The organism is Kitasatospora sp. NPDC041917 (assembly GCF_055589745.1).
Genome location: NZ_JBVJBI010000004.1, coordinates 132792 through 150824, shown reverse-complemented (window position 1 = coordinate 150824; position 18033 = coordinate 132792). Strand labels below are relative to the sequence as shown.

Annotated in this window: 15 protein-coding genes; 6 read left to right on the top strand and 9 right to left on the bottom strand. The window is 74.0% G+C overall.

All coding sequences use genetic code 11. The features are described from left to right. Positions 1–88: 88 nt before the first annotated feature. The 3 genes from ACZ6EM_RS06410 to ACZ6EM_RS06400 all read left to right on the top strand — a co-directional run bounded on the left by ACZ6EM_RS06410 (position 89) and on the right by ACZ6EM_RS06400 (position 2888). Positions 89–913, top strand: a complete 825-nt coding sequence (locus ACZ6EM_RS06410; RefSeq protein ID WP_401049103.1) for a glycerophosphodiester phosphodiesterase — start codon at positions 89–91, stop codon at positions 911–913. 346 nt (positions 914–1259) lie between these two features. Continuing rightward, on the top strand, positions 1260–1835 hold the full coding sequence (locus ACZ6EM_RS06405; RefSeq protein ID WP_387726706.1) for an ATP-binding protein: 576 nt from the start codon (positions 1260–1262) through the stop codon (positions 1833–1835). A gap of 69 nt (positions 1836–1904) precedes the next feature. Then, positions 1905–2888: a DUF5926 family protein gene (locus ACZ6EM_RS06400; protein WP_465771828.1), complete on the top strand. Its 984-nt coding sequence runs from the start codon at positions 1905–1907 to the stop codon at positions 2886–2888. Positions 2889–3118: 230 nt separating this feature from the next. On the opposite strand, the gene ACZ6EM_RS06395 is transcribed toward ACZ6EM_RS06400, so the two are convergent. Beyond that, positions 3119–3781 (bottom strand): bifunctional DNA primase/polymerase, encoded by a 663-nt coding sequence (locus ACZ6EM_RS06395; protein ID WP_401049106.1) that lies wholly within the window; start codon positions 3779–3781, stop codon positions 3119–3121. A 617-nt stretch (positions 3782–4398) separates the two neighbouring features. On the opposite strand from ACZ6EM_RS06395, the gene ACZ6EM_RS06390 reads away from it, so the two are divergent. Further along, on the top strand, positions 4399–5850 hold the full coding sequence (locus tag ACZ6EM_RS06390) for a PP2C family protein-serine/threonine phosphatase (protein WP_401049108.1): 1452 nt from the start codon (positions 4399–4401) through the stop codon (positions 5848–5850). A 126-nt stretch (positions 5851–5976) separates the two neighbouring features. Then, positions 5977–7476 (top strand): aminopeptidase P family protein, encoded by a 1500-nt coding sequence (locus ACZ6EM_RS06385; protein ID WP_401054927.1) that lies wholly within the window; start codon positions 5977–5979, stop codon positions 7474–7476. A gap of 89 nt (positions 7477–7565) precedes the next feature. Here the strand turns inward: ACZ6EM_RS06385 and ACZ6EM_RS06380 are convergent, their stop codons facing one another. The 3 genes from ACZ6EM_RS06380 to ACZ6EM_RS06370 all read right to left on the bottom strand — a co-directional run bounded on the left by ACZ6EM_RS06380 (position 7566) and on the right by ACZ6EM_RS06370 (position 11154). Then, on the bottom strand, positions 7566–8765 hold the full coding sequence (locus tag ACZ6EM_RS06380) for a hypothetical protein (protein ID WP_465771827.1): 1200 nt from the start codon (positions 8763–8765) through the stop codon (positions 7566–7568). 266 nt (positions 8766–9031) lie between these two features. Next, positions 9032–10480, bottom strand: coding sequence for a hypothetical protein (locus tag ACZ6EM_RS06375; RefSeq protein ID WP_465771826.1), 1449 nt, complete (start codon positions 10478–10480; stop codon positions 9032–9034). Then, positions 10477–11154, bottom strand: a complete 678-nt coding sequence (locus ACZ6EM_RS06370) for an RNA polymerase sigma factor (RefSeq protein ID WP_401048318.1) — start codon at positions 11152–11154, stop codon at positions 10477–10479. Before ACZ6EM_RS06370 ends, ACZ6EM_RS06375 begins: the two co-directional genes overlap by 4 nt. 337 nt (positions 11155–11491) lie before the next feature. On the opposite strand from ACZ6EM_RS06370, the gene ACZ6EM_RS06365 reads away from it, so the two are divergent. Further along, the gene (locus tag ACZ6EM_RS06365) at positions 11492–12499 is read left to right on the top strand and encodes a helix-turn-helix domain-containing protein (RefSeq protein WP_465771925.1); all 1008 of its coding nucleotides are present in this window, start codon (positions 11492–11494) and stop codon (positions 12497–12499) included. Positions 12500–12568: 69 nt separating this feature from the next. Here the strand turns inward: ACZ6EM_RS06365 and ACZ6EM_RS06360 are convergent, their stop codons facing one another. The 5 genes from ACZ6EM_RS06360 to ACZ6EM_RS06340 all read right to left on the bottom strand — a co-directional run bounded on the left by ACZ6EM_RS06360 (position 12569) and on the right by ACZ6EM_RS06340 (position 18031). Beyond that, positions 12569–13354, bottom strand: a complete 786-nt coding sequence (locus ACZ6EM_RS06360) for a MerR family transcriptional regulator (protein WP_452180991.1) — start codon at positions 13352–13354, stop codon at positions 12569–12571. An 86-nt stretch (positions 13355–13440) separates the two neighbouring features. Then, positions 13441–14694 carry a hypothetical protein gene (locus ACZ6EM_RS06355; protein WP_452180990.1) on the bottom strand — a complete coding sequence of 418 codons (1254 nt, stop codon included), beginning with the start codon at positions 14692–14694 and terminating at the stop codon, positions 13441–13443. A 226-nt stretch (positions 14695–14920) separates the two neighbouring features. Then, positions 14921–16072: an LPXTG cell wall anchor domain-containing protein gene (locus ACZ6EM_RS06350; protein ID WP_465771825.1), complete on the bottom strand. Its 1152-nt coding sequence runs from the start codon at positions 16070–16072 to the stop codon at positions 14921–14923. Positions 16073–16438: 366 nt separating this feature from the next. Beyond that, a complete protein-coding gene (locus ACZ6EM_RS06345; RefSeq protein ID WP_465771824.1) occupies positions 16439–17017 on the bottom strand; it encodes a flavodoxin family protein in 579 nt (192 codons plus the stop codon). 132 nt (positions 17018–17149) lie between these two features. Then, the gene (locus tag ACZ6EM_RS06340) at positions 17150–18031 is read right to left on the bottom strand and encodes an NAD(P)-dependent oxidoreductase (protein ID WP_359897775.1); all 882 of its coding nucleotides are present in this window, start codon (positions 18029–18031) and stop codon (positions 17150–17152) included. Positions 18032–18033: the final 2 nt, after the last annotated feature.

Below are 18033 nucleotides of genomic sequence, written 5' to 3'. Positions count from 1 at the left end.
CCGGGACGGCCCCGCGGGCAGGAAGACGGCCCCACAGGTTGGGGCCGTCTTTGTCCGCGCTTCACCTGTGCCGCCTATCGTTGGGCCTGTGACCAGCCCAGACCTGTCCTCGCCGGCGGCGCGCACCGTGCCGTCCGTCCAGGTGATCGCCCACCGCGGTTCCTCCCACGCCCTGCCCGAGCACACCCTCGCGGCCTACCGGCGCGCGCTCGACGAGGGCGCCGACGCGCTGGAGTGCGATGTCCGGGTCACCGCCGACGGCGCGCTGGTCTGCGTGCACGACCGCCGGATCGGCCGGGTCTCCAACGGCCGGGGCACCGTCTCGGCGATGACCCTCGCCGAGCTGGAGGACTACGACTTCGGCGCCTGGAAGACCGGCCGCCCCAGCGTCGACCCGGAGCTGCGCGGCGTGCTGCGGCTGGAGCGGCTGCTGGAGCTGGTGGTGGAGTGCGGCCGCCCGGTGGACCTGGCGATCGAGACCAAGCACCCGGTGCGTTTCCGCGGCCGGGTGGAGGCCGAGCTGCTGCGGACGCTGGAGCGGTTCGGGATCGGCGCGACCCGGGGCGGCGACCGCCCGTCCGCCCGGATCATGAGCTTCTCCTCGATCGCGCTGAACCGGGTGGCCGCCGCCGCGCCGCAGTACCGGCGGGTGTTCCTGTTCGAGCGGACCCTGCCGCTGCTCGGCCGGCTGCGCGAGGGTTCGCCGCTGCCGGGCGGGGCGCGGATCGCCGGCCCGGGCATCGAGCTGGTGCGGGCCCGCCCGCACCTGGTGACCAGGCTGCGCGAGCTGGGGCACGAGGTGCACGTGTGGACGGTGGACGAGCCGGCCGACGTCGAGCTCTGCCTGGAGCTCGGGGTGTCCGCGATCATCACCAACCGGCCCGCGGAGGTGCTGGCGCAGCTCGGCCGGTGATCCGCCGGTGCGTCCGGGGCCGCACCCGCCCGATCCGGTCGCCCCGAACCGGTCGCTCCGTCAGGTCACTTGCGTCCGGTCGGCCCGATCCGATCACCCGATCCGATCACCCCGATCCGATCACTCCGGTCCGATCACTCTGGTCGGCAGTCAAACCTTCCTTGCGCGAAATTGCCGGAATTCTTGCATCCAGGCGACAGAGGGTGAGCACGGAATGACCTGATGTCGACCGTCGGTCGCCGCACTCGAAATGGGCTCGCGGGATCGTCCGGTGCTCGTTTCCGACGCATTACCAAGGGGCATCTCTCCCTCGGCATACGCTGAAGGAGGTCCGGGGGTGGCGTTGATGGTGGCGCGTGAAGTGCCGACTTCATCGACCATGGCAGTGCCGCACGGCCCAGCGAGTGTCGGGGTCGCACGGCGCCGACTGCGTCGAGATCTGGGTGACCGGCAGATACCGGAACCGGTCATCGATGATGCTGTTCTGATCCTTTCCGAGCTGTTGAGCAACGCCTGTCGATACGCCCGTCCGCTCGGCCCGCTGCCGGCCCTGGGCCGCAGCGGCCGGGCCGAGGTGCTCGGGCAGGTGCTGGTCGGCGTCCCGTCCGGGACGCGCGCCGCACCGGGCGGCCGGGAGTCCGCCGAGGGCTCGGACGAGCCGGACGGCGGCGTGCTGGTCCGCTGGCAGATGCACGCCGACGGGGTGCTCACCCTGGAGGTCACGGACGGCGGGGCGGCCACCCGGCCGCTGCCCGCGAGTCCCTCGCTGACCTCGCGCGGCGGCCGCGGCCTGAGCATCGTCGACCAGCTGGCCAGCGACTGGGGCGTGCGCGACGCCCCCGGCGAGGTCACGGTCTGGGCGGCGCTGCCCGCCCGGGCCCGGCACGCCCGGCGCACCGGGGGCGACGCCCGTAGCGCGTGAGCCGGGCGCGGGGAATGTGTCGTTAGGCTTCCCGGAACACAGGACCACCGTTTCCGGGAGAGCCGCAGCATGGGCAAGAAGGCCGCCAAGAAGGCGCCGCAGCGCCAGTCCACCACCGCCGTCACGGGCGAGATCCCCGTGGTCGGGGCCCGCGAGGACTGCCCCTGCGGCTCCGGCCGCCGGTACAAGGCGTGTCACGGCCGGGAGGCCTCGCACGCGGTGCAGGAGCTGGTGCACCGCCCGTTCGAGGGCCTGTCGGGCGAGGCCGACTGGGTGGCGCTGCGCGAGCTGGTGCCCGCCGCCACGGTGCCGCTGACGCTGGCCGCCGGGGTGACGGACGGCGCCACCGGTGACGTCCCGTCGGTGACCCTGGCCACCGTGCTGCCGCTGGCCTGGCCGGCCCTGCGCCGCCAGGACGGCTCGATCCTGCTCGGCCTGCAGACCCAGTCCGCCTCCGGCGACCTCAGCCGCGACCTCGCGGACGCCCTGGAGCTGGCCCTGGCCACCGAGCCGGGCAGCCCGGTGCCGGCCCGCCGGACCGTCCCGGGCGGGCGCCGCCTGCAGGACCTGCTGGACGCCGGGGCCGCGTTCACGCCCACCGTGCACACCGGCTTCGAGTTCTGGCTTGAGGACGCCGAGGCCGCCACCGGTGAGGTCGCCGCCTCCCTGGAGCGCGCCAACGCCTCGGCCATCCCGACCGAGAAGCTCGCCGGCGTGGACTCCGCCTACTGGTGCGGCACTCCGGACAAGAACCACCTGCGCTGGGTGATGACCGTGCCGGAGGAGCAACTGCTGGACGCGCTGGCCCGGCTGAACGCGGCCGGCGAGGCCTCGCTCGGCGCGGACACCCGCCTGGTGGGCTCGTTCCGCGCGCACGGCCTGACCGTCCCGGTGTGGGACCTCCCGCTCGCGATGACCGCCGCCGACTGCGAGAAGCCGGCCGCCGAGTTCGCCGAGCGGCTCGCCGCCGTGCTCGCCGACGGGACCCCGCTGACCGCCGAGGAGCGGCGCGCCCGCGCGAACCTGGTGAACCGTCAGGTCACCCTGAACTAAAGCGCGCAGGATCCGCGTGATACGCGTCACATTGTCGCGGTGAACGCGCAATTTCCGGGCGTGGAGGGCGTCTTGGAAATTGGCGCGGGCGCAGATCCTTGTTACTGTCTAAAGAGTCCGGCCGCTGGTGCATCCCCCGTCGCCAGCGGCCGGATCTTTTGTTTTTCCGGAACGCCCCGGTGCACGCCCCGACGCGGAGGCCCCGACGCCCCGCCCGGCACCTGCGCTCCTCAGTAGGCCGAGCGTCCGCTGTCCAACCGGACCGCCGCCTCCACCAACTCCCCCAGCAGCGGCCCGACCTGCGGCAGCCAGACCCCGCCGCCGGCACCCGGCCGCGGTGCCAGCACCCAGCGCACCTTCCCCCGCCCTCCGGCCGCGGCGACCCCCGCGGCCGCGCCTCCGGGCGGCAGCGCCAGGAAGCCACCCGGCCCGTGATAGCGCAACGAGCCCGGCACCCAAGGGAGTTGGGCGAGCATCTCACCGAGCACGTCCAGCGAGTACGGGGCCACCAACAGCGCGTAGCGGCCCGGCATCGCCAGCACCGGTCCGAGCGGCAGCCGCAGCGCGCCCAGGTAGACCAGCGCCCGGGCGCCGGCCGCCGCGGGCAGGCTGACCGCCGACACCGTGGAGCCGGTGGCGGCCAGCACCGGCGCGTCCGGGCTCTGCCGCTCCCACCACCAGCGCACCATCCGGGCGTCCGTGGTGGCGGCCAGCAGCGAGGGGTCGTGGGGGTGCGCGCCGGGGACGGTGCAGTCCAGGTCGCCGCAGGAGCACCGGCCGTCGCGCAGCACGGCGCCCGGCACCACGGGCCAGCGGTGGTCGACGGCGGCCGCCAGGGCCGCGGCGAGCCGGGCGGAACGCTCCTCCGACCGGTCCTTCGGATTCTCACGCATGGCGCTCGTTCCTTTCCCTGACCGCTCGGTTCGCTCCGCCCCGCCGGCGTCCGTCGGGATCCTCCGTGCGGGCCCGCCGCGGCACGGTCCCCGGGCGGCGCGGCGCGGGGCGGGCGGCAGGGCGGGCGGCGCGGCTTCGACGTGGAGCGGGTGTGGAGCACGACATGAAAGGGCCGCGCACCGGCACAGCCCTTGGAACGAGAATCCCGTACGCGACGGATGGACGCCGCCCGGGCACGCTTGGTTCCACCGTACGAGTGAGAGAGTTCCGGCCAGCCCGGCTCACGGGCGGCACGGACATACGATCCGGACGGCCGCCCGGGCCGTCCTCCCGGTTCTGCCCGTTCGCGGCCCGCTCCATGCCTCCCGGCCCGACCGGCGCGCGCACCAACCCCGCGCGCCCCCCGACCGGGTCGCGATGGATGTGGAACAGGCCACCGCGTCGTCCTGGATCTGGACATGCCCCGAATGGCCTGTGTAGAAGTGGTGGCATTGCTGTCGATCAATGACGAGTAGTAGCGAATCGAGGCGAAACGCGCCCTAAGGCCGTGCTCGCTCCACATTGGCCGTATCTGGGGGTTTCGCATGGCACGTAGCACCGCGTCAGGAGTGACGGCATGAACGAGTCCCACCCGTCGACGGCCCTCCCGTCGACGACGACCGCCGAGCCGGGCGAACCCGGCTGCGCAGGCGGGCTCACCGTCCTCGACCTGCCGGACCTGCCCGGCCCCGTCGACGCCCTGGACGGCACGACGGACGCCCGCACGGCGCCGTCCGCCGCCGTGCAGGACCGTTTGGCCGGACGCCTGTCCGAAATCACCAGCCTGCACGAGCACACCGAGCGGCTCGCCCGCACCCGCGGCCTGGCCGCCACCCTGGACACCGTCCTCGCCTCCGGCGCCGCCCTGCTCGGCGCCCGGCGCGGCGTGCTGGTCACCAGGCGGCCCGGCGGCGGGCCCGGACAGCCGGTCGGCTTCGGCCTCGACCGCGCCAGCCTCGGCGCCCTGGAGACCGTCCCGACCGAGCAGAGCCTGCTGGCCCGGCTGCTGCGCGAACGGGACCGGCCCGCCCGGCTGCACTCCCGCGACCTCGCCGAGGACCCGGCCATCGGCACCCGGCTGCGCGAACTCGCCGTCCACCTCGGCCTCGGCGGCGCCTACGGCCTGCCGCTCGCCACCGCCGAGGACGGCCCGCTCGCCGCCGCCCTGTGGTTCTACGACGAGCCCGCCGAACCGACCGAATGCCAGCGCGAACTGGCCCGCCACTACTGCGAGATCGCCGCCCCGCTGCTCGCCAAGCAGCTGGAGGCGGACCGGATCTCGCGCACCACCGAGGCGCTGCGCCGCGGCCTGCTGCCGGACCGCCTCCCCCAGGCCGCCGGGCTGCGGCTGGCCGCCCGGCTCGTCCCCGCCGGGCTGGAGCGCTCCGCCGGCAGCGACTGGTACGACGCGATCCCGCTGCCGGACGGCACCATCGGCCTCACCGTCGGTTCCGTCTCCGGCGACGGCCCCGGCGCGGGCCCCGGCTCCGCCCCCGGCGCGGCCGCCGCGATGGGCCGGGTCCGGGCCGCGCTGCGGGCGTACGCGGTGCTGGAGGGCGAGGACCCGGTCTCCGTCCTGGGGGACCTGGAGCTGCTGCTCAAGACCACCGAGCCGAGCCGCTCCGCCACCGCCGTCTACGCCTGGGTCGAGCCCGAGGAGCGCCGGATCACCCTGGCCGGCGCCGGGCACTGCCCGCCGGTCCTGGTCGGCCGGCACGGCGCCGAGTTCGTCGAGACCTCGCTCTCCGCCCCGCTCGGCATGCTGGCCTGCTGGGAGGCCCCCGGGGTGGAGTTCACCGCCGAGCGCGGCGACACCCTGCTGCTCTACACCGACGGCCTGGCCCGCCGCTTCGGCCCCACCCTGCACGCCGGGCAGGCCAACCTGCGCCGCGCCGCCGCCGACGCCCCGCGCGACGTGCGGATCGACCCGGACCGGCTCTGCGCCCACCTGCTGGCCGTCTGCCCGGCCCCGCCGCCCGCGGGCACCGCCACCGACGACCTGATGCTGCTGGCGGCCCGCTTCGAGTGAAGGTTCGGACCCGAAAAGGGCGGGCGGCCCGGCGTCCGTACCATGGACGCACGGCCGCCCGCGCGTGTCGCGATCCGACACCTCCCCCGAGGGGCGGCGGTACCACCCCCCAAGGAGGCGTTGCACGTGACCGAGGACCGTACCCCCGCGGTGGCCGAGAACCCCGAGGCCGAGGGCGGCGAGGAGCCCGAGCAGCACAAGGGCCGCAAGAACGGTCTCTACGGCGAGATCTCCGACGAGCTGGCCGCCTCGATGAAGTCCGGCTGGGCCGACACCGAGCTGCACGGCCTCTCCCCCGTCGCCCAGGCCCCGTACGCGGCCGAGCGCCGCGCCGCGCTCTCCGCCGCCTTCCCCGGCGAGCGCCTGGTCGTCCCGGCCGGCAACCTGCGGGTCCGCTCCAACGACACCGACTACGCGTTCCGCGCCTCCAGCGAGTACGTCCACCTCACCGGTGACCAGACCGAGGACGCGGTGCTGGTCGGCGAGCCGACCGGCGACACCGGCCACGCGTTCGTGCTCTACCTGCTGCCCCGCTCGAACCGCGAGAACGGCGAGTTCTGGCTGGACGGCAACGGCGAGCTGTGGGTCGGCCGCCGGCACAGCCTGAGCGAGCAGGAGCAGCTGCTCGGCCTGCCCGCCCGCGACGTGCGCCAGGCCGCCGAGGAGCTGGCCGCGAAGGCCGCGGACCCCGCCGTGCCGACCCGGATCGTCCGCGGCTACGACGCCGGCCTGGAGGCCGCGCTCGCCGACGCCCTGGACGAGGACAAGGACGCCGGGCTCAAGGAGTTCCTGAGCGGCCTGCGGCTGGTCAAGGACGCGTGGGAGATCGGCGAGCTGCGCGCCGCCTGCGACGCCACCGTCAAGGGCTTCACCGACGTGGTCCGCGAGCTGGGCCAGGCCGTCGCCACCTCGGAGCGCTGGATCGAGGGCACCTTCTGGCGCCGTGCCCGGGTCGAGGGCAACGACGTCGGCTACGGCACCATCGCCGCGGCCGGCCCGCACGCCACCACCCTGCACTGGGTGCGCAACGACGGCGACGTGCGCCCCGGCGAGCTGCTGCTGCTGGACGCGGGCGTGGAGACCAGCACCCTCTACACCGCCGACGTCACCCGCAGCCTGCCGATCAACGGCCGCTTCACCGGGCTCCAGCGCCGGATCTACGACGCCGTGTACGACGCCCAGGAGGCCGGCATCGCCGCGGTGCGGCCCGGCGCCCGGTTCCGCGACTTCCACGAGGCCTCGCAGCGCGTCCTCGCCGAGCGGCTGCTCGCCTGGGGCCTGCTGGACGCCTCGGTGTACGACGTCGAGAAGGTCCTGGAGCTCGGCCTCCAGCGCCGCTGGACCCTGCACGGCACCGGGCACATGCTCGGCCTGGATGTCCACGACTGCGCCCACTCGCGCCGCGAGGAGCACGTCGACGCGCTGCTGGTCCCCGGCATGGTGCTGACCGTCGAGCCCGGCCTGTACTTCCAGCAGGACGACCTGACCGTGCCGGAGGAGTACCGCGGCATCGGCGTCCGGATCGAGGACGACATCCTGGTCACCGCCGACGGCAACGAGAACCTCTCGGCCGGCCTGCCCCGCAGCGCCGAGGACGTCGAGGCCTGGATGGCCTCGCTCGCCTGAGCCGCCGCACGACGGCCATGACGAGGCCACGGTGAAGGGCCCGGCCTCCCGAGCAGTGGGAGGCCGGGCCCTTCGGCTTCGGTGCGGGCTCAGCCCTTGCTGTAGGGCTGGACCAGGGAGTCCGCGCTGTGGTGGCCGGCGGCCACCCCGCCGACCTCGATGGCCATCGGTCCGGCGTGCCGCGCCACCGCGACCCGGAAGGTGTACGAGACCGAGCTGCCCGGGAGGAGGTCCGCCAGCTCGGCCGGCTCAGCCCCGAGCCGACCGTTGCAGTCCTGGACCGTGGTGAGGGTCTTCCACTCGTCGCCGACCTTCGCCTGCACCGTGACGTCCGACTCGGACAGCCCCTCGCTGTTCCGGGTGGACAGGAACACCGACGGGTACAGCCGGGTGACACCGTCCGGCGAGGAGAGCTTGTAGGAGAACTCGGTCGGGGCGCCGCCGTAGACCAGCAGGGACGGCTCGGAGACCGAGTTCACCACCGGGCGGTGGGCATCGACGACCTTCGCGGTCACCACGCTCCTGGCCATGTCCTTGTACGACTTGGCGTGCGGGGTCGGGGCGTCCGCCTCGATGGCGAGGCTTCCGGGGCGGTTGTTCACGTCGAGCGACATCCGGTACTCGACCGTCCGGCTCTCGCCCGCGGCCAGGGTGAAGGCGGCGGCGTCGCCGGTGCCCGCGTAGTCCATCCCGCCGCCCTGGCTCAGTGCCGGCAGGGCGGTCCAGCCCGAGGCGTCCTTGCGCTCCAGCGTGCCCTCCGCCATCGAGAGCACCAGCTGGCACGGCGCGCCCTCGTACTGCTGCGTCGCCACCACCGGCGCCACCGCGCGGGTGCCCGAGGCGTCGTTGTTCTTCCAGGTCACCGAGAACGCGACCTTGTCGCCCACCTGGATCTTCTGGCCCTCGCGCAGGCCGTTGAAGGTGATCCCGATGCCGCCGGGCCTGGTCGCCGGCTTGGCGGAGACCAGCTTGGCCGGGGCCTTCGCGGACGGCTTGGCGTCGGTGCCGGCGGCAGCGGGGGCCGCGGGCGCCTCCGCCGCGGGCGCGGCGGCGGCCGGAGCCGCCTCGGTGGTCGGCGCGGCAGGGGTGGTCGGCGCGGCCGGGGTGGGGGTGGCCGGGACGGCGCCCGCGCCCGGCGTGGCCGAGGAGGTGACGGCCGGGGTGGAGGTGGGGGCGGAGGCGGCGACGGACGCTCCGCCGCTCGTCGGGCCGCAGGCGGCGACACCGACGGCGGCGACGACGGCCAGCGGGACGATCTTCGCAATACGGGCGATAACGGACGCGTTCATGTGACAGTCCCCCCAAGGACACGTGGTGATGAAGGTGATGGTGATCGGATGAACGGGCGCCTGATGTCGCGCCCCGAGGAGCCGGCCCGAGCCCCCCGGCTCCGCCGGCTCGCTCTCCCCGCCTCTCACCCTGATAGACGTCCATCCCCCCGGGGGGTTGCAGGTGGGTTCGAAGAATTTTTCGCGGACTTCGCCCGGAACGCCGAAAGGCGCCGTGACCAGGGGAGATACCCGGTCACGGCGCCTCGACGGCCCGCCTGGGACGGCTACTTCACGACCGTCACCGGGACGGTCAGCTCCTTCAACGGCGTCAGCGTCGTGGTGCCGTCGTACGGCAGCGTCGCCTGGACGGACACCGGCATCGTCCCCGGCCCGTCCACCAGGTCCAGGGCCATCCGGTAGGTCACCTTCTTGGACTCACCCGGCGCGAGCGAGAACCAGGCCTTCTGGCTCACCGCGGCGTAGTCCATGCCGCCCCCCATCGAGAGCGGGATCTCCGTCCAGCTGCCGCCGTCCTGGCGCTCCAGCTTGCCCTTGTTCGTCGGGAGCACCTCGTTCGGCGGCGTCCCGGCGTACTCGTTGGTGTACACCAGCGGCTGGAGCTTGTCGTAGGTCTTCTGGCCGGAGTTCCGGTACGTCACCGTGAAGGTCACCGGGGTGCCGCTGTTGGACACCTTCTGCCCCGCGCCGATGCCTCCGTCGACCGTGATGACGAGGTCCTTCGCGGCCTGTTCGGTCGCGGACAGGCCCGGCGCCTTGTGGCCGCTCACGTCCAGGCTGTTGACGATCGCCGTCAGGCCCGACTGGTAGTCGCTCTTGAGCCCGTTCGCCACCACGAAGACCTGGTCCGTACCCATCCCCCACAGCTGGGCCGTGAAGGTGTCCCCGGGCTTGCAGGTGACGTTCCACTGGGTCTTGTCGATCGTCCGGCCGGCCACGGTGGGCTTGGTCCGCACTGGGGCGCCGATCGAGGAGTAGCCGTTCTCGGGGATGTAGGGCCGGCCCCAGATCGGGCAGTTCGGCTGGTGGCCCCAGCCTCCGTCGGCGGTCAGGTCGGCCGTCGTCGGCCAGGCACCGCCGACGATCTCGTCCGGGCTGTTGTAGACCACGACCAGGACGCCGTACGGCTCGCACTTCGCCGGCGCCCAGCCCTGCTGCGGGTCCGTCGGAGCCCCCGGGCTCAGGACGCAGACCTGACTGGTCGAGACCGGCACGGCCTTCCAACCGGCCGGAACCTTGAACCTGACACCCCTGAAGTTGTACGAACTCGCCGCACCGGGCGGCGTGTTGGAGGCCGAGGGGGCGGAGGGGGCGGCGGCGTCGGCGAGCGGGACCTCGGGCTCGGCCTCGCCGGCGGGGGTGCCCGAGGCGGTGGGGGCAGCCGTCGGGCTGGGCTCGCCGGTCGGCTCGGGCGTCGGGCTCGGCGCGGCGGTCAGGGTGGCGGCCGGGGGCGGGACCTGGTCCTGGGCGACCGGCTCGCCGTGGAAGGTGAGCACGCCGAGCGCCATGGCGGCGGCCAGGCCGAGCGGCACGGTGACGGCGTACACCGGACGCAGCCGGCGGATGCGGTTCTTCGGGGGAGCGGCCGGTCGCAGGCCGGCCGCCGTGACCATGGAGGCCCGGGCCGTCATCGCCTCGCGGAGCAGCCGTTCCGTCGGTGTCTCGGCCGGCCCGTCGCCGTCGCCGCCGATGCGGCGGGGGAGCTTGTCGGTCATCGAACCTTCTCCAGGTGCTTTTCCAAGGCGTCCAGAGCGCGGCTGGCAGTGGACTTCACGGCGCCCCGGGACAGTCCCAGGGTCTCGGCAATCTGCGCCTCCGACATGTCGGACCAGTAGCGCAGCACCAGCACCTCACGCTGGCGGGGAGTCAACTCCTGCAGGGCGACCAGCACCCGGCGGTGCTCGTCGTTGAGCACCGCGTGGTCCTCGGCGGACGGGGCGTCGGCCACGTGCGGCGGCACGTACTCGCGGGCGGTCTTGCGGCGGCGAAGCATCGAGCGGGCCCCGTTGACCACCGAGGTGCGCAGGTAGCCGAGGGCGTTGTCGAGGTCGTCCAGCTCCTCGCCGTAGCGCTGGTAGAGCTGGGTGAAGGCGTCCTGCACGACGTCCTCGGCCAGGTCCTGGTGGTCGACCAGCAGGACCGCCATCCGGACCAGACCGAGCCGGTGGGCGTGGTAGAGGTCGGTCAGGGTGGGCCGGTCCTCGGCGGGCTTCCGGCCGCCGCGCAGCAGCCGGAACCCGGAGCGGCGCTGCTTCGCCTCCTGCTCGGTGGCGACGGCGGCGAGCGGCTCGCCGACCTCCTGCGCGCCGAACAGTGCGGCGACCACTCCGCGGACGGAGAAGCCGCGCCCCCCTGCCTGCACGGCGGTCGGCCCGATGGCCATGGACATTCGCGATTCCGCTTTCCCCCGGGACGGTGACGGCGGCCGCCGTTCCGTCAGGTCCACCTGATCAAGATCGTGATCGGGGGGATCATCCCAGCCGCCCTCCGCCGGGTTCCCTCCGCCCCCGTACCAAAGGACGTGTGACGGAGGTGAAGGTTGCAGTCGGGTTCGAAGAAAATTCCGAAGGGGCCGGGACGGCTACACTCACCGGCATTCCGCCACCCGTGAGCAGGGGGTTCGCATGGCCGAGCAGAACGTCGACGGCCCGGCCGGCGCCCCGGTCGCCGAAGCCGCCGTCGGGCCACGGCCGGTGGCCGTCACCATCGGTCGGCGCCCGGAGCCCGTGCACGACGTCGCCGTGTACGCCTTCCCGGGCATGGCGCCGTTCGAACTCGGCGTGGTGGTCGAGGTGTTCGGGCTTGCGCGACCCGAGCTGACCGGCCTGCTGGCGGCGCCCTGGTACGGGCTGAAGGTGTGCGCGGACCGGCCCGGTACGGCGCTGGAGGCGGTGGGCGGCTTCACGCTGACCGCCCGGCACGGGCTGGACGAGCTGGCCGCGGCCGACACCGTGGTGGTCCCCGGGGTGCCGAACGCGTTCGGCGGCGTGGGGGCATCTCCCGGTCGCCGGGCCGGGGACGTCTCCCCCGCGCTGGTCGAGGCGCTGCGCACCGCGCACGCGCGCGGCGCCCGGATCGTGTCGATCTGCTCGGGCGCCTTCGCCCTGGCCGCCGCCGGCCTGCTGGACGGCCGGAGGGCGACCACCCACTGGCGGTACGCCGAGCTGCTCCAGCAGCGCTACCCCGCGGTGCGGGTCGATCCGGACGTGCTCTACGTGGACAACGGCGACGTGCTGACCAGCGCGGGCAGCGCGGCCGGCATCGACCTCTGCCTGCACCTGGTCCGCCGGGACCACGGCGCCAAAGTGGCCAACACAGTGGCCCGGCGCTTCGTGGTGGCACCGCACCGGGACGGCGGGCAGTCCCAGTTCATCGAGGCGGCGGTCCGCCCGGTCGAGGAGGAGGACGACGGGATCGCCCGCAGCATGCAGTGGGCGCTGGACCACCTGGCCTCCCCGCTGACCATCTCGCAACTGGCCGGCGCCGCCCGGATGTCGGACCGCTCGTACCTGCGGCACTTCACCGCCCGCAACGGGACCAGCCCGATGCGCTGGGTCGTCACCCAGCGCATCGCGGCCAGTCTGGCGCTGCTGGAGTCGCCGGAGGGGTCGGTGGAGGAGATCGCCGTGGCGGTCGGCTTCGAGAGCGCCGCGACCTTCCGCCACCACTTCGGCCGGGTGATGCGCACCTCCCCGACCGCCTACCGGCGCTCCTTCGGGCGCGGGGTGGCCTGAGCCCGGCGCTTCATCGGGCGCGGGGTGGCGTGGGCGCGGGGTGGGCGCGGGGTGGCCCGGGCACGCGACCTACTGCCCCGCGCGCTTCTCCTCGCGCCGGTCGGCGTTGGCGAGGATGGCGTCGTGCAGCCACTGGGCCAGGCCCGGCGCGATCTTCTCGTAGGTGTCGGTCCAGCGCGGGTCGGAGACGTACAGCCCGGCCAGGCCGCGGTGGATGGTGTACGTGCAGTCGTAGAAGTTCCGGCAGATGTGCTGCCGGTGCTCCTCGGCGAGGTCCGTGGCCACCGGGCCGTCGGCGGGCTCGCCGGCGGTGAGCGCCTCGGCCAGGCGGTCGTTGAGCCCGGTCATCTCGGCCTGGATCCGCTGCCAGTCGGCCTTGGAGTAGCCGCCGGTGCGGCGCTGCGACTCGGCCCAGGCCGTGGTGTCGCCCCAGCGCTGCTCGGCCTCCTGCTCCCAGTCCTCCTGGTAGTCCTCGCCGAAGATCTCGAACTTCTCCTCCGGGGTCAGCTGAATGCCCATTCTCCGTGCCTCCATGGCGTGTTCGACGGCTGAGGCGAGTTCCTGGAGGTGACTGATCCGGTCGGTGAGCAGCCGGTGCTGCCGCCGGAGGTGTTCGGTCGGGCTGACCGAGTCGTCGTCCAGGATCGCCGCGATCTCCTCCAGGGGGAACCCGAGCTCTCGGTAGAAGAGGATCTGCTGCAGCCGGTCGAGGTCGGCGTCCGTGTACCGGCGGTAGCCGGACCGGGTACGGCCGGCCGGGGACAGCAGACCGATCCCGTCGTAGTGGTGCAGGGTGCGGACGGTCACCTTGGCGATCTTCGCCACGGCGCCGACCGAGTAGCCCTCACTGGTCATCGGAGTTCCTCCCTGGTGCTGACCACCACCCTCGGCTCTCACGTCGCGTGAGGGTCAAGCGGTGAACGGGAGCGGGCCCTCCCGCATCAGACCCCGGCGCCGGCCGACACCCGCACGCGCCGTCGCCCGCCCCGGTGGCCGACGGCACCGCCCTCGCCGTCGCCGTCGCCGTCGCCCGGCGCACCGGACCGCGGCCGACGGGACCGCTGCGCGGGCCAGAACAGCACGTACGCGGCGGAGACCACCACGAAGGCGAGCCGGACGAAGCCGCGGGCCGCGTCCGACGGGAGGAACAGCGTGCCGCCGTACAGCGCGACCAGCGCGATCCAGCTCCACCACGGGACGAGCCGCTTCTGCCCCACCGCGTCCCAGAGCAGGGTGCCGAGCAGGATCGAGGCCGTGTAGTAGGTGTAGACGCTCGGGTCGAGCAGGACGCGGGCGTCCGCGCCCAGCAGCACCACGGCCGGCCAGCGGCCGCGCCAAACGGCGACGCAGCCGAGCCCGATGCCGAGCGCGAACTGGGTGGGCCGGTCCCACCAGGGGGTGGACGGGTCGGTGACCCCGAACCAGCGCAGCGCGGAGGCGGGCTGGTTCGGGATGGTGAACTTGGCGGCCGCCATGGTGTCCAGGTTGCCCAGGTAGAACGGCAGCCAGGCGATCGCCACCAGGGCGCAGAACCAGAGCGCGGTGCGCAGCCAGGCGGGCCGGGGCAGCGCCAGGATCAGCGGGGCGAAGGCGATCGCCCAGGGCTTGGAGTCCACCGCCAGCGCCAGGAGCACCGCGACCTGGACGGGCTTGCCGCGGGCCAGGGCGTGGGCGGCGAGGGTGGTGAAGAACAGCGCGAGGACGTCGTCCAGGTGCGCGAAGCGGACCGAGACCTCGACCCACATCGGGATGAACGCCAGCCCGGCGATCAGCAGCCGTTGCTGGAGCCGCCGGTGGTTGATCCCGGTGCCGAGGTAGTACAGGGCGGCGGTGCGGCCGACCACGACCAGCATCACCAGGCCCAGCCCGGCGCTCACCGCCTCGGCGATCAGCTCGCCGGTGTGCGGTGCGAACGGGGCGGTGAGCCTTGCCGCGGCCAGGCTGACCGGGCCGATCTGGAGCTCCGGGTGGCGGGCGTAGAGCGACAGGCCGCCGTCGGGCTGATCGCTGAAGAGCAGTTGCTCGCCCTGGCGCAGGTAGTGCCAGGAGAAGCCGCCGCTGGGCTCCACCAGGAGGAACCAGAGCACCGTCCAGGCGGCCAGCAGGACGTGGTGCCTGCGCAGCGGCAACCCGGCGATCCGCCCGGTCGCCGCCTCGTAGTCGGTGGTGGCCCGTGCCGTGCGTGCTGTCCGCACCTGTCCTCTCCCCGCCGTTCCGCCCCCCTCCGGCCGGACATCCTATGTGACGGAGGAGAACCGTCCGCGCCGCCCGCGGATCCGTCCGACGGGACGGATCCGCGGGCGGCGCGGGGGCTGCGGGGACGCGCCCGGACCTGCGGGAGTGAGCGTGCCCGGGAACGCCGGGAGGGCCGGGCCGGCATCAGCCGCGGCCCGGCCCTCCCGGGCGTCGGTGCGTTGCGGGTCAGCCCTGCTGGGCGGACTTGCGGCGGCGCAGCACCACGAGGGTGCCGACACCGGCCGCCAGGACGGCGCCGCCGGCGGCCGCGATGGCGGTGGTGTTGTCACCGCCACCGGTCTGGGCCAGGGCCTTGTCGCTGCCGTCCGCGGCGGCCTTGGCCTTGTCGACGGCGGCCGGGGTCAGCGGCGGCGGGGTGATGACCGGGGGCACGACCGGGAAGTCGATCGGGCCCGCGGCGTCGCCGCTGCTCTCGGCCGGGGCCGGGGCGGTGGCCGAGCCGGAGGGCTCGCCGGTGGCCGGGGTGGTCGGCTTCTCGGTGGGCTTCTCGGTGGGCTTCTCGGTGGGCTTCTCGGTCGGCTTGCCGGTGGGCGTCTCGGTCGGCTTCTCCGTCGGCGTGGCGGTCGCGGTGGCCGACGAGGAGCTGCTCGCGGTCGGGCTGGGCTTGCCCGTCTGGGTCGGGGTCGGGCTGGGCTTGCCGGTCTGCGACGCGGTGGGCGTCGGGGACGGCTTGCCGCCGCCGTGCGCCTTGATGACGAAGCCCACGCCGCCTTCGCAGCTGAGGTGGCCGTTGTCGACCGGCTGGTGGCTGGAGTCGTCGAGCTCGGCGGCGAAGACGACCGGGACGACGCCGGCCCGGCCGAGCGGGGCACCGTCGGTGAAGGACGCCCGGACCTTGATCGGGACGTTCTTGCCGCGGTTCACCCCGAGCAGGTCGTCGGCGACCGGGTTGCCGGCCCCGTCGAGGGTGCCGAGCATCATCAGGACGGAGTCGTTCTTCTCCCCGCTCTGGTCGGGGGCGACCACGGCGGTCTGCCACTCGCCCCCGGGGAGCCGGTACTGGACCTTGAGGTCCTTCGCCTGGAGCGAGCCCGCCTTGTTCTTGAACTTGAGCAGCGGGATGAAGACGAAGTCGTGCTTCGTCCTGTTGTCGACCCTGAAGGTGAACTCGCGGGCGTCACCGCCGGCGATGAAGGTGCCGGGCACGCCGTTCAGCGAGAGATCGAGGCTCGCGTGCGACGCCTTGTCGGCCTGCTGCGCGGCGGCGGACGGGGTGCCGGTGGCACCGACGGCCATGGCGCCCTGGGCGCCGGCCAGGACGAGCGAGGACGCGAGCGCGACGGCTCCGGCAAGGGCAAGACTGCGACGTATGGACAAGGAGACCTCACGGAAGTGTCCGGGCGAGGCCCGGGGCGCGAGGGGGCGGCCGCAGACGCCACGTACCCCCCGCGAAGCTGAAAGTCCGACGGAGAGTACCGAACGACCCGACCGGTCCGGAAGGCGGGTGGCACGCTACGAATCGAACCGGGGGGCGAAGTGCCCGAATCATCCAACTCTGGCCACTGGTAAGGCTTTTGCACCTTGCCCCGAGTCGACCGCCGGGGTGCCGCGTGACGGGTACACGTCCGAAGGACGGTAGCGCACGGCCCCCGGTGGCGGGGGCGGACGCGCGCGCGACGCCCGGTCGGCCGGGGCCGCCGTAGCCGTCGGTGCCGCGCTGCGCGGGCGGACCCGGCCCGGGGTTCAGTCCGCGAAGAACGACTTGGCCGCGATCACCGCCCGCTCGTCGTCCAGCACCTCGCCCGGGCGGCTGCCGTTGCCGAGCAGCACCCCGCCCCAGCGCATCCCCATGTACCCGGCGGTCAGCCGGAGGGTGCCGATCAGCGGCTCGGCCTTGTCGTCCTCGGTGGCGAGCGCCGTGACGCCCCAGAGCGTGCCGCCGCCCAGCCGGGCCTTGAGGTTCACCCCGGGCACCCGCATCCAGGCCGACCAGTGGTCGAGGTAGAGCTTGGCGCTGGTCGGCAGCGAGTACCAGTACAGCGGCGCGACGAAGACCAGGTCGGTGGCCGCCAGGGTGGCGTCCAGCAGCGTCCGCTCGTGGCCGGCCGGCTCGGGGTAGCTGCCGTCGCCGGTGTGCCGCAGGTCCCGGAAGGGCGGCAGCGGGTGCTCGTCGAGGCGCAGCCAACGCTGCTCGGCACCGGCCGGCAGGCTCGACCCTGCGGCCAGCCGGGCGAGCCGGGCCGAGTTGCCGTCGGCGCGGGCGCTGGCGTCGAGGAACAGGAAACGGCGCGGTGCCTCGGCGCCGGACGGCTGATCGGCCATCAGGACTCCTCCGTCGTGCATACGGTGCGGACCCAGGAGTGAGCAGCCCCCGAACGCCGGTTTATTCCGCGCCCATGCCAAAGCGCGGGCGCGGAGCACCGGGCGCGGACCGGGGGGCGGCCCGGCCGACGGTCAGTCGGGCAGTCCGGCCCGGCGGCGGGCGACGGCCGCGACGGCCGCCCAGTCCTTGTCCCCGTCGCCGTGGGCCAGCGCGTCCAGGAAGGCGTCCCGCAGGATGCTGCCGAACGGCAGCGGAACGTTGCGCGCGGCCCCCGCTTCCAGCGCGAGGCCGACGTCCTTGAGTCCGAGCGGCAGCCGGAACCCCGCCGGCTCGTAGCGGCGCTCGGCCACCATCGAGCCGTAGCCGCTGTGGATCGGCCCGGGGAAGAGCGTCCCGCTGAGCATCTCCACCAGGTCGGTCGGCCGGACGCCGTGCGCCTCGGCCAGACTGCACGCCTCGGCCATCGACTCGATCGCGCAGGCGATCAGGAAGTTGGCACTGATCTTGGCCGTGTTGGCCTGCCGGGGGCTCTCACCGAAGTGCCAGGTGCGCTCGCCCATCGCGGCGAACAGCGGCTCGGCCCGTTCCAGCAGTTCGGGCGCGCCCGCGACCAGGATGTTCAGCCGTCCCTCCGCCGCGACCGGCGGACGGCCGAGGACGGGCGCGGCGACGTAGCCGATGCCGTGCTCGGCGTACCGCTCCTCGGCCCGCTCGGCGAGCGCGAGCGAGACGGTGGCCATGTTGACGTGCAGGGTCGCCGCGGCGCCGGCCAGCAGCGCGGGGTCGAGCAGCCGCTCGACCGCCGTGTCGTTGGCGAGCATGGAGACCACCGTGTCGGCGGCGAACACCTCGGCGAGCGAGTCGGCCGCCTCCGCGCCCTCGGCCACCATGGCGGCCACCGGCCCGGGCGAGCGGTTCCAGACCCGTACGGTGTGGCCGGCCCGCAGCAGGCTGCCGGCCATGCCGCGCCCCATCGAACCCAGCCCCACGAAGCCGATCGTCCGCCCGGTCATCC